Source organism: Rhizobium centroccidentale, from assembly GCF_030182565.1.
In the GTDB taxonomy this organism is placed as follows: Bacteria; Pseudomonadota; Alphaproteobacteria; order Rhizobiales; family Rhizobiaceae; genus Rhizobium.
In genome coordinates, this window is the sequence record NZ_JAQJCG010000003.1 from 139,987 (window position 1) to 164,419 (window position 24,433).

23 protein-coding genes are annotated in these 24,433 nt (G+C 60.7%); 6 read left to right on the plus strand and 17 right to left on the minus strand.

Annotation, left to right across the window (positions count from 1 at the left end; genetic code table 11):
• Positions 1-67 precede the first annotated feature (67 nt).
• A complete protein-coding gene (locus PH562_RS04560) occupies positions 68-493 on the plus strand; it encodes a VOC family protein (protein WP_095436986.1) in 426 nt (141 codons plus the stop codon).
• Positions 494-573: 80 nt separating this feature from the next.
• Here the strand turns inward: PH562_RS04560 and PH562_RS04565 are convergent, their stop codons facing one another.
• The 5 genes from PH562_RS04565 to PH562_RS04585 all read right to left on the minus strand — a co-directional run bounded on the left by PH562_RS04565 (position 574) and on the right by PH562_RS04585 (position 5,493).
• Positions 574-1,404, minus strand: a complete 831-nt coding sequence (locus PH562_RS04565) for an alpha/beta hydrolase (RefSeq protein WP_285171763.1) — start codon at positions 1,402-1,404, stop codon at positions 574-576.
• A 37-nt stretch (positions 1,405-1,441) separates the two neighbouring features.
• Positions 1,442-2,689 (minus strand): kynureninase, encoded by a 1,248-nt coding sequence (kynU, locus tag PH562_RS04570; RefSeq protein WP_285171764.1) that lies wholly within the window; start codon positions 2,687-2,689, stop codon positions 1,442-1,444.
• Between the two features lie 19 nt (positions 2,690-2,708).
• The gene (locus PH562_RS04575; RefSeq protein ID WP_285172158.1) at positions 2,709-3,632 is read right to left on the minus strand and encodes an ABC transporter permease; all 924 of its coding nucleotides are present in this window, start codon (positions 3,630-3,632) and stop codon (positions 2,709-2,711) included.
• A 7-nt stretch (positions 3,633-3,639) separates the two neighbouring features.
• On the minus strand, positions 3,640-4,419 hold the full coding sequence (locus PH562_RS04580; protein ID WP_285171765.1) for an ABC transporter ATP-binding protein: 780 nt from the start codon (positions 4,417-4,419) through the stop codon (positions 3,640-3,642).
• 87 nt (positions 4,420-4,506) lie between these two features.
• On the minus strand, positions 4,507-5,493 hold the full coding sequence (locus PH562_RS04585) for an ABC transporter substrate-binding protein (protein ID WP_285171766.1): 987 nt from the start codon (positions 5,491-5,493) through the stop codon (positions 4,507-4,509).
• A gap of 185 nt (positions 5,494-5,678) precedes the next feature.
• Here PH562_RS04585 and PH562_RS04590 point away from each other — a divergent pair, with 185 nt between their 5' ends.
• Positions 5,679-6,407, plus strand: coding sequence for a GntR family transcriptional regulator (locus PH562_RS04590; protein WP_285171767.1), 729 nt, complete (start codon positions 5,679-5,681; stop codon positions 6,405-6,407).
• A gap of 256 nt (positions 6,408-6,663) precedes the next feature.
• On the opposite strand, the gene PH562_RS04595 is transcribed toward PH562_RS04590, so the two are convergent.
• The 6 genes from PH562_RS04595 to PH562_RS04620 are packed head-to-tail and all read right to left on the minus strand — an operon-like array spanning position 6,664 to position 11,551.
• Positions 6,664-7,920 carry an NAD(P)/FAD-dependent oxidoreductase gene (locus tag PH562_RS04595; protein ID WP_285171768.1) on the minus strand — a complete coding sequence of 419 codons (1,257 nt, stop codon included), beginning with the start codon at positions 7,918-7,920 and terminating at the stop codon, positions 6,664-6,666.
• A gap of 18 nt (positions 7,921-7,938) precedes the next feature.
• On the minus strand, positions 7,939-8,733 hold the full coding sequence (locus PH562_RS04600) for an amino acid ABC transporter ATP-binding protein (protein ID WP_285171769.1): 795 nt from the start codon (positions 8,731-8,733) through the stop codon (positions 7,939-7,941).
• On the minus strand, positions 8,730-9,386 hold the full coding sequence (locus PH562_RS04605; protein ID WP_113232902.1) for an amino acid ABC transporter permease: 657 nt from the start codon (positions 9,384-9,386) through the stop codon (positions 8,730-8,732). Before PH562_RS04605 ends, PH562_RS04600 begins: the two co-directional genes overlap by 4 nt.
• Positions 9,386-10,099, minus strand: a complete 714-nt coding sequence (locus PH562_RS04610; protein WP_285171770.1) for an aspartate/glutamate racemase family protein — start codon at positions 10,097-10,099, stop codon at positions 9,386-9,388. The genes PH562_RS04605 and PH562_RS04610 overlap by 1 nt, the downstream gene beginning before the upstream one ends.
• A gap of 11 nt (positions 10,100-10,110) precedes the next feature.
• Positions 10,111-10,944: a transporter substrate-binding domain-containing protein gene (locus PH562_RS04615; protein ID WP_113232904.1), complete on the minus strand. Its 834-nt coding sequence runs from the start codon at positions 10,942-10,944 to the stop codon at positions 10,111-10,113.
• A gap of 28 nt (positions 10,945-10,972) precedes the next feature.
• Positions 10,973-11,551 carry an Lrp/AsnC family transcriptional regulator gene (locus tag PH562_RS04620; RefSeq protein ID WP_285171771.1) on the minus strand — a complete coding sequence of 193 codons (579 nt, stop codon included), beginning with the start codon at positions 11,549-11,551 and terminating at the stop codon, positions 10,973-10,975.
• Between PH562_RS04620 and PH562_RS04625 the strand changes: the two genes are divergently transcribed.
• Positions 11,550-12,479, plus strand: coding sequence for a LysR substrate-binding domain-containing protein (locus PH562_RS04625; RefSeq protein WP_167078304.1), 930 nt, complete (start codon positions 11,550-11,552; stop codon positions 12,477-12,479). The genes PH562_RS04620 and PH562_RS04625 overlap by 2 nt on opposite strands.
• Here the strand turns inward: PH562_RS04625 and PH562_RS04630 are convergent.
• Complete coding sequence (locus PH562_RS04630; RefSeq protein WP_113232907.1) at positions 12,470-14,221, minus strand: thiamine pyrophosphate-binding protein; 1,752 nt, start codon at positions 14,219-14,221, stop codon at positions 12,470-12,472. The genes PH562_RS04625 and PH562_RS04630 overlap by 10 nt on opposite strands.
• A 187-nt stretch (positions 14,222-14,408) precedes the next feature.
• Complete coding sequence (locus PH562_RS04635; protein ID WP_285171772.1) at positions 14,409-15,491, minus strand: LacI family DNA-binding transcriptional regulator; 1,083 nt, start codon at positions 15,489-15,491, stop codon at positions 14,409-14,411.
• Positions 15,492-15,677: 186 nt separating this feature from the next.
• Here PH562_RS04635 and PH562_RS04640 point away from each other — a divergent pair, with 186 nt between their 5' ends.
• From PH562_RS04640 to PH562_RS04650, 3 genes are all read left to right on the plus strand, one after another.
• Positions 15,678-16,505, plus strand: a complete 828-nt coding sequence (locus PH562_RS04640) for an ABC transporter substrate-binding protein (RefSeq protein ID WP_285171773.1) — start codon at positions 15,678-15,680, stop codon at positions 16,503-16,505.
• A gap of 68 nt (positions 16,506-16,573) precedes the next feature.
• Positions 16,574-18,103: an amino acid ABC transporter permease/ATP-binding protein gene (locus tag PH562_RS04645; protein ID WP_285171774.1), complete on the plus strand. Its 1,530-nt coding sequence runs from the start codon at positions 16,574-16,576 to the stop codon at positions 18,101-18,103.
• 69 nt (positions 18,104-18,172) lie between these two features.
• A complete protein-coding gene (locus PH562_RS04650) occupies positions 18,173-19,300 on the plus strand; it encodes an NAD(P)/FAD-dependent oxidoreductase (RefSeq protein WP_285171775.1) in 1,128 nt (375 codons plus the stop codon).
• Positions 19,301-19,427: 127 nt separating this feature from the next.
• Here PH562_RS04650 and PH562_RS04655 read toward each other — a convergent pair whose 3' ends face one another.
• From PH562_RS04655 to PH562_RS04670, 4 genes are all read right to left on the minus strand, one after another.
• On the minus strand, positions 19,428-20,750 hold the full coding sequence (locus PH562_RS04655; protein ID WP_285171776.1) for an NAD(P)/FAD-dependent oxidoreductase: 1,323 nt from the start codon (positions 20,748-20,750) through the stop codon (positions 19,428-19,430).
• A gap of 9 nt (positions 20,751-20,759) precedes the next feature.
• A complete protein-coding gene (locus PH562_RS04660) occupies positions 20,760-21,659 on the minus strand; it encodes an ABC transporter permease (protein WP_113232913.1) in 900 nt (299 codons plus the stop codon).
• Between the two features lie 10 nt (positions 21,660-21,669).
• Complete coding sequence (locus PH562_RS04665; protein WP_285171777.1) at positions 21,670-22,620, minus strand: ABC transporter permease; 951 nt, start codon at positions 22,618-22,620, stop codon at positions 21,670-21,672.
• 77 nt (positions 22,621-22,697) lie between these two features.
• Positions 22,698-24,371, minus strand: coding sequence for a peptide ABC transporter substrate-binding protein (locus PH562_RS04670; protein ID WP_285171778.1), 1,674 nt, complete (start codon positions 24,369-24,371; stop codon positions 22,698-22,700).
• Positions 24,372-24,433 lie beyond the last annotated feature (62 nt).

Sequence of the window (24,433 nt, forward strand, 5' to 3'; positions counted from 1 at the left end):
TTGACCAACGTCCTTGGGTCAGCCCCGACAAGGGCGTGACACCAAGAACCGTTCCAAGGAGACCAACATGACCGATGCAACAGAACAATCCCAGCAGCCACGCGTGCCGGTTCGCGGCGGCGTCGTAGCCTATCTGACGGTGGATGGTGCCGTGAAGGCAGCCGAATTCTATAAGCGCGCCTTCGGTGCCGAACAGGCATTCATGTATCCGGTCGACGAGAAAGGCCGGACCATGCATATCCATCTCTACATCAACGGCAGCTCGGTCATGCTCGGCGATGCTTTTCCGGAATATGGGCATGCGCTGGAAAAGCCGCAGTCTTTCACGATGCAGCTTGTCGTCGATGATCTCGATTTCTGGTGGAAGCGTGCCGTCGATGCCGGAGCCGAAGTCGTCGTCGAGCCGCAGGTGATGTTCTGGGGCGATCGCTGGGGGCAGCTCCGCGACCCCTTCGGCGTCGCCTGGGCGATGAATGCGCCGGTCAACGGCTGACACTATCTCCGTGACTGATAATAGGAGTGCCCTCGGTGCGGATAGCGCCGAGGCACCTCTTTCGGTCGACTGCGAAGACCCTACTCGGCAAGCAACGCCCGCGTCAGCGGATGTTCGGGCTCCATAAGGCCGTCCAGAACTGAATAATGATGCTTGTCAGGTTCCACCACGACCTCAGTCGCCGCGCCAAGCCCCGTCCAGATATTGGCCAGCAGCGCGTTTTGGCGGACGAATTCGGCGCGTTCGGCGCCGCCGACCCAACAAGTAAGGCGGGCAGTTTCGACCGGCTCGAGCAAAGCAGGGCTTTCGGCCCTTGCTTCGGCGTCATCGATGAGAAGCTGCGCGTTCATGCTGCGCTTCATGATCGGGCGCAGGTCGTGAAGACCGGAAATGGCAAGCACATGCCGGATGCGCTTGAGGATGACTTCGTTGAGCGGCGACGTCGTCGCCATCATGCGAGCTACGAGCTGACCGCCGGCCGAATGGCCCGTCAGAACAACGGGGCCGCCGACGAGTTCGGCCGCTGCCGTGATCGCGGCCGCGATCTCCTTGCCGATTCCGGCGATGCGATTTTCCGGGCAGAGCGTATAGGACGGGATCGCGACGGCATAGCCGGTCGCAATCGAGCCGGCGGCTAGGTGCGACCAGTAGCTTTTGTCCAGTTGCAGCCAGTAGCCGCCATGGACGAAGACCACCAATCCCTGCGGCTGGCCTTCGGGCAGAAAGAGATCGAAGCGGTTGCGCTCTTCGGGACCATAGGCCAGATCGAGTTCTGCGCGTCCCGCGGTTGTCAGCCTGTCACGGAAGGATTTTGCCGGCTCGACCCAGGCGGCCGGCCATTGATCACCGTCGACGATATAGGCGCCGTTGGTATAGGCGGCGTCCCAATCGGTGACCCTGAAATAGCTCATGTTCTGCTTCCTCTCTCCCGCTGCCGACGCCTGTGGATCAGGTCACGGCCGCCCGCACCGCAAAGCGCGCGTCCTTCCATGATCCGCTGCTCAGGATTTCCTCAAGCACTGTCACGGCGCGCCAGACGTCGTGATATGAGACATAGAGCGGCGTGAAGCCGAAGCGCAATGTCGACGGGGCGCGGAAGTCGCCGATAACGCCGCGCTCGATCAGCGCCTGCATGACTTCATAGGCATTGCTATGGATGAAGGACACCTGGCTGCCGCGCTTCTCACTGTCACGCGTCGTCTCGAGCTCGACACCATATTGGCCGCATTTGGCTTCGACCAAACGGATGAAGAGATCGGTCAGCGCTATGCTTTTCCGGCGCAGCGCGTCCATATCCACCTCATCCCAGATGGAGAGCGCCCCTTTCAACGCCCGCAAGGAGAGGATCGGCTGCGTGCCGCAGAGAAAACGCTTGATGCCGGCATCACCGTCGAAGCTTTGTTCGAAGGCGAAGGGACGGGCGTGGCTCCACCAGCCACTGAGCGGCTGGACGATCGAGGCGTGATGACGCTTAGCCGCATAGATGAAGGCCGGCGCGCCCGGACCGCCATTCAGATATTTGTAGGTGCAGCCGACGGCGAAATCGGCACCGGCATCATCGAGATCGACGGGCAGGGCGCCGGCGCTATGGCACAGATCCCAGATGACGAGTGCGCCCGCTGCCTGGATGCGCTTCGTCAGCGCCGCCATGTCGCGCAGTTCGCCGCTCTTGTAGTTGACATGATTGACGAGGACTGCGGCGACGTTCTCATCGATCAATTCCTCGATGGTGTCGGCATCGCGGCCTTCGAGACGCAGCGTGACGCCGGGCCGCGTCGAAACGACGCCTTCCGCCATGTATAGATCGGTCGGGAAACTGTCGCCCTCCGCCACGATGACGTTGCGATCCGGTCGCATCGCGAGCGCCGCATGAAGCGTCTTGTAGATGTTGATCGAGGTGGAGTCGGTCACGACAGTCTGCCCGTTGGCAGCGCCGATCAGCCGACCGATACGATCGCCCAGTTCCAGTGGCAGATGAAACCATCCGGCGCTGTTCCAGCTGCGGATCAGGCCGTTGCCCCATTCCTCCATGGCGGCCTGGCGGACTTCGGCAAAGACCTCGTGCGAGGCTGCACCGAGCGAATTTCCGTCGAGATAGATGACGCCGGCGGGCAGGGCGAAGCGGCTGCGTAAGGCGCGCAGCGGGTCGGCCTCGTCCATGGCCTCGACGGCCGCGAGATCGGGAAGGCTATCCATATGTCGTTGCCTCGTAAACTTATTCGCGAATGGTTTCTCGAGTGACCGCTCCCCCGCGGCTACGGCGGATGCTCGGCAGCGCCAGCATGATCAGCACGAAGAGGCCGGTGGCGAGTTTGAGGTTGGGCGGCGGCATGCCGGCGGCGAGACACAGCGACACGAGCTGATAGTAGATGATCGAGCCGACGAACGGTGCCAGCAACTGACGCAACACGGTCTGCTTACCTGTGAAGGCTTCGCCGATCATCAGCGCTGCAAGGCCGTTGATGAGGATGCCGATACCCATATTGACGTCGGCAAAGCCCTGCGACTGCACCATCAGCGCACCGCTTGCGGCTGAAAAGGCACTGGCGATACCGACGCCGCCGATGGTGGCAGCCCAGACATTGATGCCCTGTGCCTCGGCCATGTCGGGATTGGAGCCGACCGCGCGCATGGCCGTGCCCTTTTCCGTCTTGAAGTAGAGATTAAGGGCGATCAGGACGATAACGGCCAGCAGACCGGCGATGACGATCTTGCTCGCGGGAAAACCCGGCGTCGTGAAGGGTACCCAGTCGAACACGGTCGGCGAGCCGAAGACGGAGAGGTTGGATTTACCCATGATACCGAGATTGACGCTGTAGAGCATCGTCGACATCAGGATACCGGCAAGCAGCGTATGGATACGGAAGCGCAGGTGAATGAAGGCCGTGCAGCAGCCGGCGGCAAGGCCGACGACGAAGGCGACGGCGATCGCCAGCGGCGGTGCGACGCCGGCGGCAAGCAGGATGCCGCAGACGCAGCCGCCGAGCGGAAACGCGCCTTCGCTGGTCAGATCCGGAAAGCTCAGCATCCGGAAGGGGATCATGATGCCGAGGACGACGAAGCTCAGGATGAAGCTCTGGGCCAGCGTCACCGGGATGAGCGAGACGAAGCTCGAAACGGTTGTCTGAATGAAGTCCATCATGATCTCAGCTCACCAGCAGCATTCGGTCGGTCTTGACGGCGAAGTGACCGATGAGTTCGGGCACGGTGATGCGCCGCTTGCCTTCGCCGGTAATTTCAAGGTGAACGCGGCCGGCATCGAGCATGATGATGCTGTCGCCGAAATCGACGGCGTGCTGCATGTTGTGCGTCACCATCAGGGCCGTCAGCTTCAGCGCCTCGACGGTGCGTACCGTTGCCTGCATGACGATATCGGCGGTGCGCGGATCGAGCGCGGCTGTGTGTTCATCGAGAAGCAGCACGTCTGGCGAGCCACCGACCGCCATGATGAGGGACAGCGATTGGCGCTGCCCGCCCGAAAGCAGCTCGACCTTGGTATCCAGCCGGTTTTCGAGACCGAGGCCGAGTACGGCGAGGCGCTCTTTATAGGCGGCAAGGCGAGCGGCGTTCAGGCCGGGGCGAAATCCTCTGCTCTTGCCGCGCAGTTCCGCCAGAAGCATGTTCTCGCCAACCGTCATGCTGGCGGCGGTGCCCTTCATCGGGTCCTGGAACACGCGGGCAAGACGCGCGGCGCGCTTGTGGACCGGCATATTCGTCACATCATCGCCGTTGATGAGAACCTGACCGGAATCGAGGCTGAGAGCACCGGAAATCGCATTCAGCATGCTGCTCTTGCCCGCGCCGTTCGAGCCGATCACGACGCCGAATTCACCTGTCTTGAGGGAGAGCGTCAGGCCATTGAGCGCGACCTTCTCGTCGGGCTGGCCTTTATAGAAAACCTTGCGCGCGGATTTGACATCAAGCATCCGTGCCTCCCTGTAGTATAGGGTTATGAAATGGCGGCGTCCCTGACGCCGCCATGGATTGGATTGGTCCCTAGAGGATGCCGCCTATTACTTCGTGAAGCAATTGCAATCGGCAAGCGAAGCTGGAACCTCGGCGCCGAAGGCTTTCAACACGGTCTTGTTGATCAGCGGCGCATGGTCCTTATAGGCAGGAACGGAGGGCTTGATCGTCTTCGGATCGGCACCCTTCAAGATCTGCGCGGCGATCTTGCCGGCGTTTTCGCCAACCTGCTCGTAATTGACGGCAAAGCTTGCCGGAACGACGCCGTTGCGGACAGCAGCGTCGTCGGAGTTGACGATCGGGATCTGTGCCTGGCGGGCGGCGGCGGCAACGGCCGGGATTGCCGGCTGCAAGAGGTTGGAGGCCGGCGTGTAGATCACGTCTGTCTTGCCGGCGAGCGAAGCAATGCGCTGCTGGATGTCGTTGACATTGTCGACACCGACGGGAACCACTTCGAAGCCGGCTGCCGGAGCGGCCGCCTTGACCTTGTCGAGCAGCGCCACGTCGTTCGCCTCGCCCGGATTGTAGGGAATGCCGATACGCTTGGCATTCGGGAGCAGTTTCTTGGTGAAGGTCAGGATCGCGGAGATGTCCTGCAGATCGCTCGAGCCGGTGATGCCGACGTCGCCCGCGTCCCAGGAGGGAACGAGCTTGGCGGCGACCGGGTCGGTGACGGCAGTAAAGACGATCGGAATGCCGGAGCCGGCGAGCGCCTTCTTGGCGATCTGCGACACCGGCGTGGTGACCGTATATATCAGCTTCGGATGTTCGGACTGCAGCTTGGCGATCATCTGCGGAACAAGCGAGGCGTCGAAGCTCGTGTTGCTTTCGGAATAGACAACATCCTTGCCTTCGACGAAGCCGTTGTCGGCAAGAGCCTTCTTGAAGCCGGCGATCGAGGCATTGAGCTGCGGATGCTCGCCGAAGTTGGCGATGGCGATCTTGATGGGCTCCGCCGATGCGGTTGCAACGCTCGCTGCGAAAGCGCCGGCGACAGCGAGGCCGGCCAGCCATTTGGACGTGGATCTCAGCATATTTTCCTCCCGGATGTGACAAGGAGCCGTGTTCCTTCGGCTCTCTTGGGCAGGGATCATAGCGGGTGCTGCAGGCCTGTCAATTTGTGATATATGATATTCACGATGGACATATATAATATATAATTCCGGGATATGGCAGTTTTATATATAATTTGCGCCTAGGGAGGATCGGGAGGAGGACCATGCAGGACAAGGATGCGCTCAGCAAAACCGAGGCGGCTTACTGGCTGTTGCGACGCGACATCCTCAATACCAAGCTAAGGCCTGGTGCATCCCTGCGGTTGACCGCCCTTCGGGATATCTACGGCCTCGGCTGGACGCCGCTTCGCGAGGCCCTGTCGCGGCTGGAGGCCGAAAAGCTTGTTACTGCGATCAGCAATCGCGGCTTCGCTGTCGCTCCGGTATCGCGGGCCGAACTGGAGGACCTGACGCGGGCGCGCATGGTCGTGGAACTGCCGCTTCTCATGGAGTCGATCGAGAAGGGTGGCCCGGATTGGGAATCGGCTGTCGTCACCGCACATTATCGCCTCTCACGCTGCAAGATCGTGCCTGACTCCGCCTCGGAGGAGATGGCGGACGAATGGGATGAGAAGCACAGTGCCTTTCACGCTGCGCTTGTCAGCGCGGCAACGTCGAACTGGCTTCAGCGTTTCCAGTCCACCATCTCGGATCAACTTCGCCGCCACCATCGTTTTCTCGGTCTTGCGCCGACGCAGCGCGCGGCTGCCGGCCTTTCGATCGGCTATGAAAAAGCGGTTGCCGCTTTGCAGGACGCCATGGCGATCGAGCATCATACGGCACTGATGGACGCGGCCCTCGACCGGGATCTGGAACGTGCCAGAGCGCTGATGACCGAACACATCGGTTATACGCTGCAGGTTTATATTCGCTCGGAGAATCATGGGCGTTAGGTCGAAACCGATCATCGGCCAACTGGAACGTCTGGAGCCTGAGATATCTCCTCCTGCAGGTTTTCGTCGGTAAGCCGCTCGTCAGCGACGACGCCGAGGGATGTGGAAACATCCTTGCCGACGTTGGTCTTGCCGCTATCGATCGCGGACGGGTACCTATCGCAGGGTCTTCCCAGCCCTTTTGAATGATTGCAACTCCATCGGTTCGGTTCCCATCAGGGCGTTCATTCGGGGTCTGCCTGGGGTCCGCGATCGGTCATTGCCCAAAACGGCTGGGTAGAAAAGGGCATGCATTGTCGCTGATGCGACGTTCCAATGCGTCGAGTACCAGATCCGCAGTTTTCGGAGCTGCCGCGATGCCGACATGCCCGTGGCCGAATGCAGCGGTCAGGCTGGGATGGCGCGACAGCGGGCCGATCACAGGAAGCCCGTCGGGCGTAGACGGGCGATGTCCCATCCAGAGACGAAGGTTGGGTGTCTTGTCGGCGGCCAGATAGGGGTAGCTCGCCAGGGCATGCCGTTGCAGCACCTGCGCGCGCTCCCAGTTCGGAGGTTTGTTCACGGTGGCAAGCTCGACCTGGCCCGAAAGGCGCAGACCCATATTGGTCGGCGTGTTGGCCATCCGGCCGGTACTCGGCATGACGGGAATTTCGAAGGGTGTTTGCCCCGATGTCACGGTCACATGATAGCCCCGTTCGCTCTGCATCGGAATGCGCACGCCGAGCGGGCGAAGCAGGCGGCCGGAATGTATGCCCGCGGCCACGACGATGCGGTCGGCAGATAGCGTCTCGCCACCCTCAAGTACCACCTGCGGCGTCATACCGTCCAGGATGGCTGTCACGGCGGACTGGTGGAATTGCACGCCCTTGCGTCGGGCGGCTTCCACGATGCCGGCCACATAGCCTCCGGTGTCGCGGCAATGGGCACCGTTCACCACATAGATGGCGAACCGATAGTGAGGACCGAGGGCCGGAAGCCTTTGCCGGATTTCGGTCTCGTCCCACTCCACATAGGCAACGCCGTTTTCTCGGCGCAGCTCCCAGCTCAGCGCTTCCGCCTCGAAGGAAGCCCGGTCGGGATAGGCGTAGAGCAGCCCTTTTTGAAGAACGAGCTGTTCCTGTCCGGTCTTTCGCGCGAGTTCCAGATGTCGCTCAGGGCCATCGTGCAGCAGGAAGCTCAGCAATTTCGCCGTCCGGCGCACGCGGGTCTTGCTGGCGCCGGCCCACAAAAACCGCAGCAGCCACGGTGTCAGCTGCGGCAGCGATCTCCAATCGATCGTCAGCGGCCCGTTTCGATCGAGAAGGAAACCGGGAACCTTCCGCCACAGACCGGGCATGCTCATCGGTATGATCGACGCCGGGCTGATCCAGCCGCCATTGCCGTAGCTTGCTCCCGCTTCGCTTCCCGGCGCGTTGCCGTCGCAAAGCGCGACATCCCAGCCCGCCTCCACCAATCTCAACGCCGCGGTGGCACCGATAATGCCAGCGCCAACAACGATTACCTTGCCTGTCATTGCCGTTTCGTCCTGCTCTCAGGAAAGTCCGCCATGGAAATGGCTGAGGAATTCTCGCGTTCCCGTCTCGCGAGGCTCGTTGATGACCTGGCGCGCATCACCCGACTCGACGACGAAGCCGTCCTGCATGAAGATGACCGTGTCGGCGACATCGCGGGCAAAGGCCATCTCATGAGTGACGAGGATCATCGTCATCCCTTGCTCGGCGAGCTGACGAATGACCGCCAGAACCTCGCCGACCAGTGCGGGGTCGAGCGCAGAGGTGGCCTCATCAAACAGCATGACTTCCGGTTTCATCGCGAGCGCACGCGCGATCGCCACGCGCTGCTTCTGCCCGCCCGAAAGCTGCTCCGGACGCGCGTCGGCTTTCTCGACCAGGCCGACCTTGGCGAGAAGCTCCATCGCGACGGTCCGGGCGGAATTCCTGTCCTGCTTCAACACGCTCACCGGCCCGACCATCACATTGTCGATGACGCTCATATGCGGGAACAGATTGAAGTTCTGAAACACCATCCCTGTATTGGCACGGAAGGCTGCGAGATCCCGATCGCGCATGGCGATCCGGCCTGCGGAAAAATCCATCCGCCTTCCGCCGATGGTAATGCAGCCTGCATCCGGCAATGACAGCAGATTGAGGCTGCGCAACAGGGTCGACTTTCCCGAACCGCTTGGCCCGATCAGCGCCACGACATGACCGCGCGGTACGGAAAGGTTGATGTCCTTCAAGACCTCGAGAGGGCCGAAGGATTTCTTCAGGCCCACCACCTCGATCATTGGCTCCTCGCCGCCCATTGTCTCTACCTTGCCATTCATGCCTTGCGGCCCTCCAGCCAATGCGCCAGGCGTGTCATGGGGAACAGGACCGCCAGATAGACGAATGCAATCAAAGTGTAGGTTTCAAGCGGCCGGTAGGTGGCCGAGGTAACGAGTTGCCCTTGATAAAGCAGGTCGGGCACGGCAAGGACGGAAAGGAGCGAGGTGTTCTTGAGCTGCAGGACGGACTGGTTGACCAGCGGCGGCACCATGCGGCGCAGCGCCTGCGGCAGGATGATCTTGGCCATCAACTGGCCTCGACGCATGCCGATCGCGCGGCCGGCATCCCATTGCCCGGCCTCGATCGAGACGATGCCGCCTCGTATGATCTCCGCGTAGAATGCAGCGCCGTACATGGTAAGCGTGATGAAGGCTGCCATCGCTGGGGAGATCTGAATGCCCACCAGCATGGGCAGGGCATAGTAACACCAGACCAGTTGCACGAGGACGGGCGTGCAGCGAAACAGCTCCACGATCGTCATGATCGGAACGGTGACGATTTTCAAACCCGAAAGTCGGGCAAGAGCGAAAACCGTGCCGACCAGGATTCCGGAGACGATGGTCAAAACGGTAAAGCCGACCGTATAGCCCAAGCCTTGAAGAAACAGGCCGCGGTACTGCCAAAGGCTGGAAAAGTCCCATTGATATTGCATCACAGCGCGCTTTGTTCGGCCCGACGGAAAGTCCGGGGAGAGGTTGAGGTGAAAAGCCACTCGCCAAGCGTCAGGATATCGAAGACGGGGAGATCGAGGGCAGCCGAAATCGCCTGGGCAAAGGGCGGCATGTTGGTGCATTCCAGCACGATGGCGCCGACGGATGGATGTTCGGCGACGAGCTTGCGTGCAGCATCGACCACTTCGGCCTCCAGTGCCGCATGATCGTATGCCGCCGAGCCCTCGATGAGCGTGTGAAATGCACCGTTGGCGGGCACGCCGCGCACGGGTACGGATGGATCTGCCCCGCAGGCTTCGAATATCTCGGGACCGAGGCTTCCGGCATCATATGTTATCACACCGGGGCGCAGGCCTGCGCCGAGCGCCATTTCGACCATGGGCAGCTGCATCAGACTGGAGGCGGCCACCGGCACACCCAGTGCCTCGGCCAGCTTTCGTTGGTGTCGCGCCATGAAGCCGCAAGACGTGATAATCGCGCTGCAGCCCTCCGAAATCAGCTCTCGTCCGGCGGCGACGAAATCGTCGACGAGATCCTCGCCGCCCGCACGGACGACGAGGGAAACGGATGCACCGCGCACCTGACGGAACCTGACCGGAAAGCGCCATGACCCAGCATGGCCGACATCGCCGGGCGGACGTTCGAACGTCGTATCCAGCATGATGATGCCCAATGCACCTGACGAGACGGACATGGTCGTGCCTGTCAGAAGGTCAGGTTTGCAGGCAGCGCGGCCTTGTCAACACCGACGAGTGCGAGGCTTTCGACAATCCAGCTCGAGACTTTGCCTTGCCCACGGCGTTCCGCAAGCCAGGCATCGACATAGTCGCGGAATTCGCCATTCGGATCGCGACGCACGCCGATAGTGGTCGGCTGGCTTCCATGGGGATCCGGAATGATGAGTTTGACGTTTGGCGCGAGGTGTTTCGTCGTCACGACTGCAAGGAGCGCGACCTGAATGATGGCGTCGGCACGACCCGACTGAAGCGCCAGAATGGTCTCATCGGCAGATTTGAGCGCGACCAGCGTGCAGTTCGGCAGGTTCTTACGGGCGAAATTATCTTGCGTCGAGCCGAGGTCGACGGCCACCCGCATCTCCGGTCTGTTCATTTCTTCCCACTTCGTCACCTCCAGATCCTTTCGGGCAACGAGTGTGAAGGTATTGTCCATCAACGCCTTGGTGAAGTCGACAACCTTGGCGCGCTCCGGATTGTTGCTGAGCCCGAACATGATGTCGATCTTGTTGCTCTGCAGATCGATCACGGAGTTGCCCCAGGTCGTCTCGACCAGTTCCAGCTTGACGCCGATATATTGCGCGAGGTCATGTCCCATCGCGACGCAGAAGCCTTCCCACTCCCCGGTTGCGAGATTCTTGTGATAATAAGGCTCGGTGCCTGCAAACACGCCGATCCGCAGCGTGCCCCGCGCCCGGATCGCTTCGAGCGTCGGACCTTCGGTCGCTGCAAGAAGTGCGGAGGATGGAAGTAGCGCAGCAGCGCCTGCGAGCAGCACTACCCTTCCGAAGTCACGTCTGTTCATGGTCATATCCCAGTTGATTGTTCGTTCCCTATTGCGCCTTGCGGGCGATCAATGCGTTTTCGCGATTGATTTTGTTGGAAAGCACGACGGAATAGGTCACGCTTTCGATTTCTTCGATCCGGGCAAGCTCTTCGATGAGCGCTTCCAGATCTTCCAAAAAATTGACGTTCACGCGGCACAGAATGTTGGCCGGGCCGCTGATCGCGTCGGCGGTCAGGATCTCGGGATAGCCGCGCAATACTGCAAACAGCCTTTGCGTCGCGCGCAGCGCGGTGGTGATGAAGATATAGGCTGAAACGCTTTGATCCATCTCGCGACGGCCGACGATTGCACGATAGCCAAGGATGACGCCACGGCGTTCCAGCCGCTCGATACGCTCCTGAACACTTGAGCGCGCGAGACCGACGCGTCGCGCCAATTCACTGGCCGTTACGCGTGCGTTTTCCTCCAGCATGCTGAGCAGATTGCGGTCAATACTGTCGCCGTAGTCCATGTCGTTCCCACTTTCTTTTGTGGAAAGACTGGGGCCAAATTTTCCCAAAGAAAAGCATTGAAAAATGGGTTCTTCATGACTTTTATTCATGCTGATCAACAGGAGCTTCGTCATGCGCCGTTTTCTGCCGTCCTTGAGCGCCCTGCATGCCTTCGATGCATCCGTGCGTCACTTGAGCTTTACCAAGGCCGCCGAGGACATGGGGATCACGCAGAGCGGCATCAGCCGACAGATAAAAAACCTTGAGGATTTTCTTGGCCTTACCCTGTTCGAGCGAGCCGGCCCGAAGTTGATTCTGACGGAGGAGGGCGCGCGCTATTATGATGAGATTTCGCGCCTCCTCGACAAGTTGGAAGATGTCTCCATCGATGCCGTCCGCGGTCGGAAGGCGCAGAGCATGCTGAAGATCGGCTTTCCGCCGACATTGATGCGGCGCTGGGGTGCTGCGATGCTGACCGCCTTTGCAGCCGCTCATCCTCAAACATGGTTCGAGGTCTATCCCTGCCGCCACGATCTCGATTTCGCGGCATCCGAGCTGGATCTTGCGTTCGTGCGCGGTACGGGCAATTGGAGCGGGGCGCGCAGCCAATTGCTCTTCGACGAGGAATTGATCGTGGTTGGAGCGCCGAAATTGGTGCCATCGGGAGGGTTGCCGAATGACGAGGCGCTGCTGGAATACCCGCTGATCCAGAATTCCAGCCGCCCGAGCCTGTGGCTGCACTGGCTGCGGGGAGCAGGCGTGCACTACAAGAGCCGCATCTACGGTCCGCGCTTGCCGAACTTCGATATGATCCTCGAATGCGCCATCAGCGGCATGGGGCTGGCGGTTGTTCCCGAGCTCCATGTGCGCACCGAACTAGCCGCAGGAATTCTGAAGCCTGCTTTAAGCAGGCTTCAGACATCGGGGGAAGGTTTTTATCTCTGTTTCCCGCAGGCGCGGATGAACTCGGCCAATGTGCGGATCTTCCGCGATTGGTTCGCCACCGAATTCACGCGCCGGCGGCAATTCCTGCCTCTGGCGTATCCCTTGGATCAAAAATAGGCCTTCTCCACCGGCTTCAGCTCGAGCGGATTCTCTCCCCGCTTCAATAGCCATGAATAGACCGGCGGTACCCGGTCTGCGATGGATTCGACATGAACGTCGATGAAGCAGGGCCCGTCGTCGTGAGCAAAGGCAGCCGCCAACGCGGCATCGAGGTCCGAAGCCGTTTTGGCTGTCCATGCCTTGAGACCATAGGCCTCCGCGATTGCCTGACCGCGCGGCGCCAGAAAATCCACGCCGAAGCACTGATTATGGCCTTTGAGCCGATGGAGGCCCTTGATCCAGCCGAATGTCCCGTTGTTGAAGAGGATAAGGATCGCCGGTGCCTGCAGCCGCACCAGCGTTTCCAATTCGCCGACCGTCATGCCGAACGATCCGTCACCGAAAAGACCGATCGGCCTCTTGGATGGATCGGCCCGCCAGGCTCCGACTGTGGCGGGAAGCGCCGAACCGAGGCCACCAAAGGCACGTGGTATGGCAAAGCGTGTCTCACGGTCATTGATTTTGAGGAAGCGCGTCATGTATGGGGTCGGCGTTCCTGCATCGGAGTAGATGAGCGCGGGTTTGCCGGAAGATTGCAAAGCTTGATTGAAGGCACGCACCGCGCGCTCGGGCCGCAACGGAACCCGTTCGTCGGAAAGCGCCTCCTCCGCATGCTCCCAAAAGACTTGCCGACGTCGATTGAGCTCGCTGACCCAGGCTTCGTGCTGGGCGGGCTCGATACTTGCTTTCAGCTCCAGCAACTCCTTGAGAACAAGCAAGGCATCCCCCTGGATGGACAGCAGATTCTCGTAGTTGTTTGCCATGATTTCCGGCGAGATATCGATCTGTGCCAGCCGCCGATTGAGCGTGATCCGTGGAAAGGTCCAGCCGATGGTGACGACCGAGCCAATGCGCGAACCCACGAACAGCGTGAAATCGGAATATTCAAGCGCCCAGTTCGCATGCGGATGATATCCGTTGTCGCCGATCACGCCGATCGCGAGGCGATGGTCGTCATCGATTGCTCCCTGGCCGGTCATCGTCGTGCACATCGGCACGTTGAATTTCTCGGCAAGCCGGGTGATCTCGTCACCGGCACGGGCGCGGTTCACCCCACCCCCTGCCACGATCAGCGGCCGTTCGGCCCTGGAAAGGAGCTCCAGCAGCTCTTGGAGTTTCGAGCGCGGCGGCAGCGTGGGATAGGCAGGGAAGGTGCGGCATTCCTCCTCGACATGCAGGGATATCCGGGTCAAGTCTATCTCGGCCAGCAGCATATCCTCGGGAATCTGCAGATGCACGGCACCAGGCTTGCCGGAGCAGGCGACACGAAAGGCACGGCGGATGATCTCGGGCAGCTTTTCCGGCGTCTTTACCTGCACGGACAGCTTTGTGACCGGTTCGAACAGTTTCGCGCAATCCAATTCCGTCAGGACGCCGCGTCCCTCCCCGGGCAGTGGAATGTCGATGGTCAGCAGGATTACCGGCACCGACGATCCGTTCGATTCAGCGACCGGCGGCAAGGAATACATCGCGCCGGCGCCCGATGGGCATTCAAACACGCCTGGCTTGTTGGTGAACCGCCCATAAGCATCCGCCATGAAGCCGGCAGAGCGCTCATCACGGGCCATCACATGCCGTATCTCGCCCTCTCGGTGCTGGAGTGCTTCATAGAGCGGCACGTTGGTATCTCCGGGGACGCCAAAGATCGTATCAACCCCGTATCCGATGAGCATGTCTACCAGAATGTCCGCACCGCGCATTCGTCTCTCCTGTGTCTCGCTGCGACAATCAGGATAATGAAGCGGAGGTTTGCCGGGGACCGGCAAATCGGCGGTTTGAAGTGGTATTAGCCGGCAATCTGCCGACTCTGTCCTTGAGATTGCACGGAGCTGTCGTCCGCCGAGCGCATCGCAATCATATCCGCGCTGCGACTTGCCAAGCGAGGCGTTATTGATTGCTGTCGCGAGATGGCGAGGCGACCGATCCGCGCATGATCAGGCCTGCTTTGATGGCGGTTCGCTCGACGGGTAGATCCTTGCCGTTCAGCCGCGAGATCAGGCGCTCGGCCGCCTTCTTTCCCATCTCGTAAACGGGCTGGTCGATGACGGTAATCGGCGGTGTCGTGACGGTCGTCCAGTCCGCGTCCAGGAAAGAGATCATCGATATGTCGCGTGGTATGGACAATTCCAGTTTTTGCAAGGTCTTGAAGACCCTAAGCCCGACGAGGCTGTCCGACGCGATAATGGCGGTCGGAGGTGCCGCATCATGCAGCAGGCTCTTGATGACAGCATCCGTCATTGGCTGATCGGTCGCGCCGAGCCGCACGTAATATCGCGCGTTCTCGATGCCCGCATCGGCCTGCTCCTTCAACATGCCATCCACGCGTTCGCGCACGGCGGAATTGGAAATGCTGCTGATATCGCCAAGGGGTTCGCTCCTGGCATCCATCGCCGATATATAGGCAATCCGTCTATGCCCCATGTCGAGAAGACGGCGGGTTGCGATCATGGCGGCATCGAAGTCATCACCCGTCACGGCGTCGACGCCGAGCTCCGGAATGTTGCGGTCAAAGAGGACGAGAGGCACGCCGACGCGGCGTATGTCCTGAAGATGCTCCATTCGGTCGCAGCGTGCCGGCGTCACGATTAGTCCATCGACGCGCTTGCCGATGAGGAGATCGACCGCCGACTTTTCCGCATCGAGTTCCTCACCGGAATTGGCAATGATCACATTGAAGCCGGCCATGCGCGCAGCATCGCTGATTCCTCGGACGGCAAGGCTGAAGAAGGCATTTTCGATATCGCCGACCACGACCCCGATGATGCCGGATTTGCCTGTCGTCATGCTACGGGCAAGTTCGTTTGGCCGGTATTCGAGCGCCGCCGCGGCAGCAAGCACCTGCTCGCGAACCTTGTCGCTGACGACGCCATAGCCGCCGAGCACGCGGGCGGCAGTCGCCTTCGAGACATTCGCGGCCCTGGCAACGTCTGCAACAGTTACGGAGCGTTTCGAGGTGAGGGGCTCTTCCATGGGATGACGATTACAAGAGTTGTTGACGGACGGTCAATCTGAAGTTAACAAATAGCATTGAGACCGGTCTCTTTTTGCATGATACCGGTCTCTTGTCCAGAAAATCTCTTGCTGCCCTAGGCAGTGGAGATGCGGACGCGCATGCATGAATGCCGATAAGAGCATCCTTCAGAGCGGAGAACGAACATGAAATTATCCAGCATTTTCTCGGCCGTCGCCGCGCCTCTGCGCGCCGGTGTGCTCGCCTATATCGTCGCAGCAAGCGTCGGCCCGGCGGCTGCCGCTGACAATCCCTATAATCTGATCGATCCGAACGTCATCAGCGTCGGCACGATGGGAGATTCCAAGCCTTACACCTTCACGACGGCCGACGGGCAATTCACCGGCTTCGATATCGAACTCTTTCTGAACGTCGTTTCCCGCATGGGCTTTCCCAAGGACAAGGTGACGTTTACCGGCCAGGAGTTCTCGGCCTTGCTGCCTTCCGTTGCCAACCAGCGTTTCGACGTCGCCGTTGCCGCAATCGGAACGACCGAAGCACGCAAGAAGACGGTCGATTTCTCCGACGGCTATCTCGCCGGCTATCTCTCGGTTCTGACATCGGATGCCTCGATCAAGGATGCGAGCGGTCTCAAGGGCAAGCGCCTCGGCGTCGTGCAGGGTACGCTGCAGGAGGTCTATGCCACGAAGAATTTCACCGGCACCGATCTCGTCAAATTTCCGGACAACAATTCCGCCGTGGCGGCGCTGAACAACGGCACCATTGACGCGCATTTCCTCGATTATGAAGCAGCCAAACAATATGGCGAGCGCTATCCGGCACTGAAGATCGCAGTGAATATCCCATCCTTCGACGCACCGGCGGGCTTCGTCGTCCACAAGGGCAACGACGCCTTCCGGCTGGCGCTCAACAAGGCGCTGCACGAAGCGATGCAGGACGGCACCTGGAAGACGCTCTATGAGAAGTGGTTCCCCGGCTCGCCGATGCCCGATCAATATCTTCCCAAGAAGTAAGGCCGCGCCGCTGCCCGGCTTGCCGGGCGGCGGCATCAACCTGCTTCACGAATTTCATGGGGAATTGAATGGATTGGCTTGAAAATCTCCGTCGCAGCTTCCTCGATTGGGATGCGATGGCAGAAGTCCTGCCGAGCATGATCACGGTCGGACTGAAGAACACACTCATCCTGGCGGCGGCCTCCACCGTGCTCGGCGTCATCATCGGCATGGTGCTGGCCGTCATGGGCATTTCGCAGTCCCGTTGGCTGCGCCTGCCGGCACGCATCTATACTGATATATTTCGTGGCCTGCCGGCAATCGTGACGATCCTCATCATTGGCCAGGGCTTTGCCCGCATCGGCCGCGAGATCTTCGGGCCGTCGCCTTTTCCGCTTGGCATCATCGCGCTGAGCCTGATCGCAGGCGCCTATATCGGCGAGATCTTTCGATCGGGCATTCAAAGCGTCGAGCGTGGTCAAATGGAAGCCTGCCGCGCGCTGAGCATGAGCTACGGGCAGGGCATGCGGCTGATCGTCATTCCGCAAGGGGTCCGGCGCGTCCTGCCCGCCCTCGTCAACCAGTTCATCGGCAACGTCAAGGATTCAAGCCTTGTCTACTTCCTGGGGCTGCTGGCCTCAGAGCGCGAAATCTTTCGCGTCGGCCAGGATCAGGCTGTGGTGACGGGCAATCTCTCACCTCTGCTGCTGGCCGGCATCTTCTACCTGATCATCACCGTGCCGTTGACGCATCTCGTCAACTATATCGACGCACGTCTGCGCCTTGGACGGCAGGGGCGCGGCTCCGGTGGCACGAGCGGCCTTGTCGAGGTCGGCGAGCTGGAGGCCGCTTCGGGTACCGGGATGCCTTCCGGCGCCGCTGCTTCGCGTTTCAGGGGTGGGGCCGTTCAAATTCGCGATCTCAGCATGTCCTATGGCGATCTCGAAGTGCTGAAAGGCATCGATCTCGACATAGCCAGAGGCACGGTGACCTGCATCATCGGGCCATCGGGATCGGGCAAGTCGACGCTGCTCCGGTGCTTGAACAGGCTCGTTGAGCCGAAGCGCGGCGACATCGCGCTCGATGGTGAAAGCATTCTGGCGATGAAGCCGGAAAGCCTCCGCCGCCGCGTCGGCATGGTATTCCAGCACTTCAATCTCTTTCCGGATCATACTGCGCTTGAAAACGTCATGCTGTCGCTGACGAAGATCAAGAGGATGCCGAAAGCTGAGGCGCGGCGGATTGCCGAGACCCGTCTTGCGGAAGTGGGACTTGCCGGGCGCAAGGACCACCGCCCAGCCGGTCTTTCCGGCGGCCAGCAGCAGCGTGTCGCCATTGCCCGCGCCCTTGCCATGGATCCGGAAGTCGTCCTCTTCGACGAGGTCACGAGCGCGCTCGATCCGGAGCTGGTCAAGGGCGTGCTCGACCTGATGGCCAATCTCGGGCGCCAGGGCATGACCATGGCGGTGGTTACTCACGAAATGGGATTTGCCCGCAGGGTCGCCGATCAGGTCGTCTTCATGGATGAAGGCCGCATCGTTGAAGCCGGTCCGCCGCAACAGATCTTCGACAATCCGCAAAGTGAACGGCTGAAACGCTTCCTCGCCGAGGTCCTCTGACAAACGGGGCCGGCGAGAAATCAGGCGGCCCTTCGATCGTAACATTCCCTACTGACAAGGTTTTCCAACATGCATGCTCCCACTCGTTCTTCAAAAGCCGTTGTTGTCGGCGGCGGTATCTTCGGGGTTTCCACGGCCGTTCATCTGGTGAGGCTTGGCATTCAGACAACGCTGATCAACGACGGCCCGCTGGCGAATGGCGCATCGGGCCGCTCGCTCGCCTGGCTCAATTCCGCAAGGCGTCGCTCCGATGCCTATCATCGGCTGCGTCTCGCCGGCATCGACCGCTATCGCACGCTTTCCGCCAAATATCCGGATGCAGCATGGCTACGTTTCGACGGCGGCCTGACCTGGGATGCCGACGAAGCCGATAACGACATTACCGCCGTCTTCGATTACGAGCGTGAACTTGGCTATCATGCCCAATTGCTGACGCCGGGTGAGATTGCGAAAGTGACACCGGGCGTCGATGCAAGCGCCGTCACGCAGCAGGGTGCAATCTTCAATCCGGGCGAAGGCTGGGTCGATCTGCCGTCCCTGATTGGCGTTCTTGCCGAAGAGTTTCGGGCGCTGGGCGGCGAAATCGTCACCGATGCCGGCCGAGCGACTGTCGAGGTAGAGGATGGCCGCGCCCGCGGCGTCACGACTGCGAATGGCGCCCGTTGGGCCGCCGATGCCGTATTGTTGGCGGCCGGCGGCGAAGTGCCGGCGATCGTTGCGGAAGCCGGCCCGCATATTGGCGACGATACGCCAATCGCCCTTCTCGTTCGGACGAAGCCGATCAAGCATCCCCTGAAGGCTGTGCTGAATACGCCGAAGGTTGCCATCCGGCCCACTCCTGACGGTGCTTTTGCGCTCGATTCGGCCTGGTCCGAAGAAGAGGTTATCGTAAATGCCGATGGCAGCTATGAAATCAAGCCTTCGACACTCGAAGGGCTGCTGCGGGAAGCGTCAAAGGTCTTGGAAGGGAACCCGAAGCTCGAAATCGGCGACTACGGCGTTGGCCCCAAGCCCATTCCGGGTGATGGCGAGCCGGTTTTCGGCGAATTGCAGGCCATACCGGGCTATTTCGTCGCCTTCAGCCATAGCGGTGCCACTCTCGGCCTGATCGCCGGCGAACTGCTTGCCGACGAGATCGCCACTGGCAAGCGTCATCCGCTTCTGACCACTTTCCGGCCGGAACGCTTCGGCAGATAGTTTGATCGGAACGGCAGCGCACAGGTTCAAGAGTGTCCGTGAGCGCGGGCAAGCGATCTTCACGGTCAAACCTGTCGCAGCCAGCCGGCGTTCGGCCTTCTCCTGATACCAAGGATGTTGACGGCGATCAGGCATGCGGCGGCAAGGGAACGCCCGCCAGTTTGGTCTTGATCCAATCCGAAATACGATAATAGCGCAGCGTCAGCTTCGGACCGTAATTCATATAGAAGGGAGCCGCCGAAAGCGGCTCCAGCTTCAGCGACAGGTCTTTTTCCGGCACGCCTCTGGCCCATTCCGACAGGATGCCGCCGAGCATGCTGCCTGTCGGTACGCCGCGGCCGGACAGGCCGGTCAGCGCCACGACGCCTGGCGCCAGATCGTAGAGGCGGGGGATGGTGCGGTATTGCATGTCCAGCTCGCCAAACCAGAAATATTCCCAGCGGATCTCCTGTTTGATCTGCGGATGCAGCCATTTGAGCCGGTCGCTCATGACCTGTCGCGTATACTCCATGTCGCGGCCGCGCCGTCCCATCGGGAACATGGAGGCGACGATCCGGCCTTCGGCATTGTATTTGTAGACATAGATATCGCCACGCCCATCATGGATGGTGGTGTTGCGCGGCAGCACCGACAGCCGCTCATCGTCGGAAAGTGGCTGGGTAGCAGCGACGAAGACCCTCTGGATCCTGAAGGTCTGATCGAGTTTCGGCCAGCCGCCGACCGTATAGGCGCCCGTCGCAAAGATCACCTTGTCGGCAATGACCTTCCCCTTCGGCGTGCTGATCGCCCAGCCGCCCGCCTCGCGCTTGCATCCCGTCACCGGCGAGTTGGTGTGAATGACGCCGCCTTCCTGGATGACAGCGCGTGCGAGACCGCGGGAATAGCCGAGGGGATTGAGATGCCCAGCTTCCTCATGTAGCCAGCCGCCATGGAAGCGCGGACTGCCGGTGATCGCGGCAACCTCGTCCCTGCCGATGGCTCGCGTTTTCGCGCCGACGGCATTGTAGGTGCGAACCTTCTCCTCGATTGTCTTCATCAGACCGGGGTAGAGCGCTCCCATGACATAGCCGTTCTGCTGCCATTCGCATTGGATCTGGTACTGCCGGATCATGCTGGAGACCTGGTCGTTGGCACGCGTCTGTCGAGCAATCAATCGCTCGGCCCAAGGCTCGCCCAGCATGGAGCGCAGTTCCGGCAGGCTGTAATGGGTGAAGGTCGGAGTGCAGTGCCCGGCGTTGCGGCCGGAACCGCCGAAGCCGACTTCTTCCTTTTCGAGAAGCACGACGCTTACGCCGCTCTTTGCAAGCTCAAGAGCGGTGGTCAGCCCCGTATAGCCGCCGCCAACGATGCAGACATCGGCTTTGATCGAGCCCTGCAGCTCCACGGTCTCGGGAGCGGGTGCCGCGGTGGCGTACCACAGGGTTGTTTTGAACGGCGAGAATTTCGTCATCCCACATCCTCAGTGCAGATCGCTTCGGGCATCGAGCGCATCGCGCAGGCCGTCGCCGATGAAGTTGAAGCTGGTGACGGCAAGCGTGATGGCGACACCCGGGACAATGGCCAGCCATGGCGCGCTGGCAAGATATTGCTGGGCGCCGTTCAGCATATTGCCCCAGCTCGGTAGCGGCGGTTGGATGCCGTAGCCGAGGAAGCTGACATAGGCTTCAAGCAGGATGGCGCGGGCGACCGTCAGCGTGGCGGCGACGATGATCGGGCCGATGGCATTCGGCAGCAGTTCGCGAAACATGATCCATCTGTTGGAGAGGCCGAGCATGCGTGCGGCGAGCACGAAATCGCGTTCGCGCAGCGATCGCACCTCCGCCTCGACGATGCGCGCGGTCTCCATCCAGCTCGTCACCGCGATGATGACGGTGATCATGAACGGGCTCGGCTTGATGAAGGCGGCCAGCGCCAGCAGCAGGAAGATGCCGGGAAAGGACAGAAAAGCATCGACGAAGCGCATCAGCAATGTCCCGATGCGCCCGCCGTAATAGCCGGCGACCACGCCGATCACCGTGCCGATCAAGGTGCTGAGCACCATCGCGAAGAAACCGACGAGCAGCGAAATCCGGCCTGCCATGAACAGGCGCACGGCAACGTCCCGCCCGAGCGGGTCGGTGCCGAAAATATGGTAGCCGGCCGTAAAGGGCGGCGCGAAACGAGCGCGCAAGTCGATATAGAGCTCGTCATAGGGAAGCAGCGACGGCCCGAGCAGGCAGGCAAGGACAATGAGTGTGATCATAGCCACGCCGAGGAGCGCGAGCCTGTGGCGCATGAAACGGCGCAACGTGCGATTTTGCCACCAGCGCGAATGGGCGAATAATGATTGCGAAAGGGTTGCGGGCGAGGAGGAAGACATGGCGTTTCTCCTAACCAAGCCGGACGCGCGGATCGACGAAGGCGACGAGCAGATCCGCAAGCAGATTGCCGATCAGCACGAAGATTGCCGAGAACATCAGGAGGCCCATGACAACCGGGTAGTCGCTGTAGCCGAGGCTATCGAGGAAAAGCCGGCCCATTCCCGGCCAGGTGAAGACCGTCTCCGCCACCAGGGCACCGCCGAGAATGGTCGGCAATTGCAGGCCGGCAAGCGTGATCATCGGCAATAGCGCGTTGCCGGCGACATGGCGCATCAGAACGCGCCGGGGCGAGAGGCCCTTGGCCTTGGCGGTGCGCACGAAATCCTGGTTGATGACCTCGAGCGTGGCGGTGCGCATGTAGCGGCTCCAGACCGCGATGTTGACAAGCGCGAGCACGAGGCTCGGCATGATCAGATGGATCGCATAATCACCGAGCGAGCCGTTGCCGACTGTGTACATGTTGCCGGCCGGCAGCCATTTCAGCTTCAGCGAGAAAATATAGATGGCGACGAGACCGAACCAGAAGGTCGGTATCGACAGCGCCACCATGGCGCCGACGGTGGCGCTGTAATCGAAGATCGAATAGCGGCGGGTTGCCCCCTTGATGCCGATCCAGGTGCCGATCGCGATCGAGATCACCATGGATGTGCCCATTAGCAGCAGCGTGGCGAAGAGATGGCCGAAAATGATCGACAATACCGGCTGGTTGTCGCGGTAGGAGCGGCCCCAATCGCCCATCAGCAGATGTCTCAGCCAGTCGAGATATTGGATCGGCAACGGCCGGTCGAGGCCCATCTGGGCCGCGATCCTGTCGAGCGCCTCCTTGGTCATGCCTGGCGTCAGCGTATATTGCGACAGCGGACCGCCGGGAGCGAGGGTAAGGACGGCAAAGCCGATCATCGATACGAGGAGCAGCAGCACCAGGCTCTGCCATAGGCGGCTCAGGAGATAGCGCAACATGGCATTCGTCTCCGATGGTTGCGGAATGGGAAGCGATCAGCCCTTCGACGCCTCGGCCGAAGGGCTGGACAAGCAGCCTATGCCTTGGCCCAATACCAGGTGCCCACATTCCAGCTGTCGATGCGCACGTTGATGTTGGGAGTGACGTTTTCGACCCCCACCTTATGGCCGCGCACGGTCGCATACTGGAATAGCGGCAGGAAGGGCAGGTCGTGGCGCATGATCTCCTGGATCTTCTGGTAGACCTTCTTGCGTTCCTCCGGCACGAAGATCTGGCCGCCTTCCGCCAGAAGCTTGTCGACCTCCGGATTGGCATATTGCCAGGAGTTCTGGCCGGCTCCGCCCTTGGCGGTGATCGCCGTGGAGCGGAAATAATCCGAGGTGTCGGGATCGGAGCCGGTCTGGAAGTTGATGCCGACGATGACGGAATCGAACTTCGACATCGTCCAATAGTCGCCCCACATGACCGCCGGCGGCAGGTTGGAGATGGTGAGCTCCACGCCGATATCCTTGAAGGTCTGCTGCATGAACTGCTGCACCTGCTCACGGATATGATTGCCGGCGGTGGTGGAGTTGGTGAAGGAAAGCTTGACGCCGTCCTTCACGCGAATGCCGTCTGGACCCGGCTTCCAGCCGGCGTCATCGAGGATCTTTTTGGCCTTGTCGGTGCTGAATTCCTGTTTCGGCAGGTCCGGATTGTAATAGAAGGACTGCTGCGGAATGTAGCTCTCTGTCGGTGTCGGCAGGCCGTAGTAGAGTGCATCGATGATCGTCTGCTTGTCGATTGCGTAGTAGAGTGCCTCGCGCACCGCCGGGTCCTTGAATTGCGGCTTCTCCATGTTGAAGCCGACGGATTCGACCGTGGCGGCCGGAACGACGGCAACGGCCTTCCCATCCAGCCCCTTGGCCTCATCATAGTGATCCGGGGTGATCCATTGCAGGCCGACTACGTCGATATCGCCGGTCTTGAACTGCGTATACAGCACCGTCAGGTCGGGAACATATTTATAGACCACGGTTTCGAGATAAGGGCCGTTGCCGAAATAGTCGGTGTTGGCCGCGAGCGTGATGTGATCGCCGGGGACACGCTCGACCCATTTGAACGGGCCGGTGCCGATGGGCGCATTGTTGAAGGGGGCGGTGTTCTTGTCCTTCTCCGCACCAAGGATATGCTTGGGCACGATGAAGGTCATGGCGAGGATCGATGGATAGGGCGCAAACGGCTTTTCCATCCGCCAGGTGATTTCCGTCGGCGAGACAACCGTCAGATCGCGGACCAGCTCGTGGCCGGTCTTGCGCCAGCTGCGGAAGTTCGGGTCAACCATCAGCTCCAGGGTAAACTTGACGTCCTCGGCGGTGAACGGCGTGCCGTCATGCCACTTTACGCCGTCGCGCAGCTTGACCTTCCAGTTAAGGCCATCGGCCGAGATGCCGCCGTTTTCGACGGTTGGGACTTCGGTTGCAAGCGCGGGTGCAAACTTGCCGTCAGGAGTGACGGTGAAGAGCGGATCGAAGACGCTGAAATGGATGCCCTCATCGACTTCGATGTGGATCAGGTGCGGATTGAAGACGGTCGGCTCCTGCGAAAAGCCGATGACAAGCTGCCCGGTCGGCTTGGCGGGCGGTGCCGCGAAAGCTTCGCCGCGACCGAGGATATTGGGCATGATCAGCCCGGAGGCGCCGAGCGCCATCATGGTCAATGCCTGGCGGCGGGTTGGTTTCAGGAGGATGGTGTCATTTACATCGGTCATGATCGTTCCCCTTTTTTGTTGGTAGGATTTCGGCTGTTCGTCTCTTTCGTCGTTGTGCTGTC

Coding starts and splice junctions, on each gene's coding strand:
- PH562_RS04560 (WP_095436986.1), top strand. CDS start 68: ATGACCGATGCAACAGAACAATCCCAGCAGCCACGCGTGCCGGTTCGC.
- PH562_RS04565 (WP_285171763.1), bottom strand. CDS start 1,404: ATGAGCTATTTCAGGGTCACCGATTGGGACGCCGCCTATACCAACGGC.
- kynU (WP_285171764.1), bottom strand. CDS start 2,689: ATGGATAGCCTTCCCGATCTCGCGGCCGTCGAGGCCATGGACGAGGCC.
- PH562_RS04575 (WP_285172158.1), bottom strand. CDS start 3,632: ATGGACTTCATTCAGACAACCGTTTCGAGCTTCGTCTCGCTCATCCCG.
- PH562_RS04580 (WP_285171765.1), bottom strand. CDS start 4,419: ATGCTTGATGTCAAATCCGCGCGCAAGGTTTTCTATAAAGGCCAGCCC.
- PH562_RS04585 (WP_285171766.1), bottom strand. CDS start 5,493: ATGCTGAGATCCACGTCCAAATGGCTGGCCGGCCTCGCTGTCGCCGGC.
- PH562_RS04590 (WP_285171767.1), top strand. CDS start 5,679: ATGCAGGACAAGGATGCGCTCAGCAAAACCGAGGCGGCTTACTGGCTG.
- PH562_RS04595 (WP_285171768.1), bottom strand. CDS start 7,920: ATGACAGGCAAGGTAATCGTTGTTGGCGCTGGCATTATCGGTGCCACC.
- PH562_RS04600 (WP_285171769.1), bottom strand. CDS start 8,733: ATGAATGGCAAGGTAGAGACAATGGGCGGCGAGGAGCCAATGATCGAG.
- PH562_RS04605 (WP_113232902.1), bottom strand. CDS start 9,386: ATGCAATATCAATGGGACTTTTCCAGCCTTTGGCAGTACCGCGGCCTG.
- PH562_RS04610 (WP_285171770.1), bottom strand. CDS start 10,099: ATGTCCGTCTCGTCAGGTGCATTGGGCATCATCATGCTGGATACGACG.
- PH562_RS04615 (WP_113232904.1), bottom strand. CDS start 10,944: ATGAACAGACGTGACTTCGGAAGGGTAGTGCTGCTCGCAGGCGCTGCT.
- PH562_RS04625 (WP_167078304.1), top strand. CDS start 11,550: ATGCGCCGTTTTCTGCCGTCCTTGAGCGCCCTGCATGCCTTCGATGCA.
- PH562_RS04620 (WP_285171771.1), bottom strand. CDS start 11,551: ATGACGAAGCTCCTGTTGATCAGCATGAATAAAAGTCATGAAGAACCC.
- PH562_RS04630 (WP_113232907.1), bottom strand. CDS start 14,221: ATGCGCGGTGCGGACATTCTGGTAGACATGCTCATCGGATACGGGGTT.
- PH562_RS04635 (WP_285171772.1), bottom strand. CDS start 15,491: ATGGAAGAGCCCCTCACCTCGAAACGCTCCGTAACTGTTGCAGACGTT.
- PH562_RS04640 (WP_285171773.1), top strand. CDS start 15,678: ATGAAATTATCCAGCATTTTCTCGGCCGTCGCCGCGCCTCTGCGCGCC.
- PH562_RS04645 (WP_285171774.1), top strand. CDS start 16,574: ATGGATTGGCTTGAAAATCTCCGTCGCAGCTTCCTCGATTGGGATGCG.
- PH562_RS04650 (WP_285171775.1), top strand. CDS start 18,173: ATGCATGCTCCCACTCGTTCTTCAAAAGCCGTTGTTGTCGGCGGCGGT.
- PH562_RS04655 (WP_285171776.1), bottom strand. CDS start 20,750: ATGACGAAATTCTCGCCGTTCAAAACAACCCTGTGGTACGCCACCGCG.
- PH562_RS04660 (WP_113232913.1), bottom strand. CDS start 21,659: ATGTCTTCCTCCTCGCCCGCAACCCTTTCGCAATCATTATTCGCCCAT.
- PH562_RS04665 (WP_285171777.1), bottom strand. CDS start 22,620: ATGTTGCGCTATCTCCTGAGCCGCCTATGGCAGAGCCTGGTGCTGCTG.
- PH562_RS04670 (WP_285171778.1), bottom strand. CDS start 24,371: ATGACCGATGTAAATGACACCATCCTCCTGAAACCAACCCGCCGCCAG.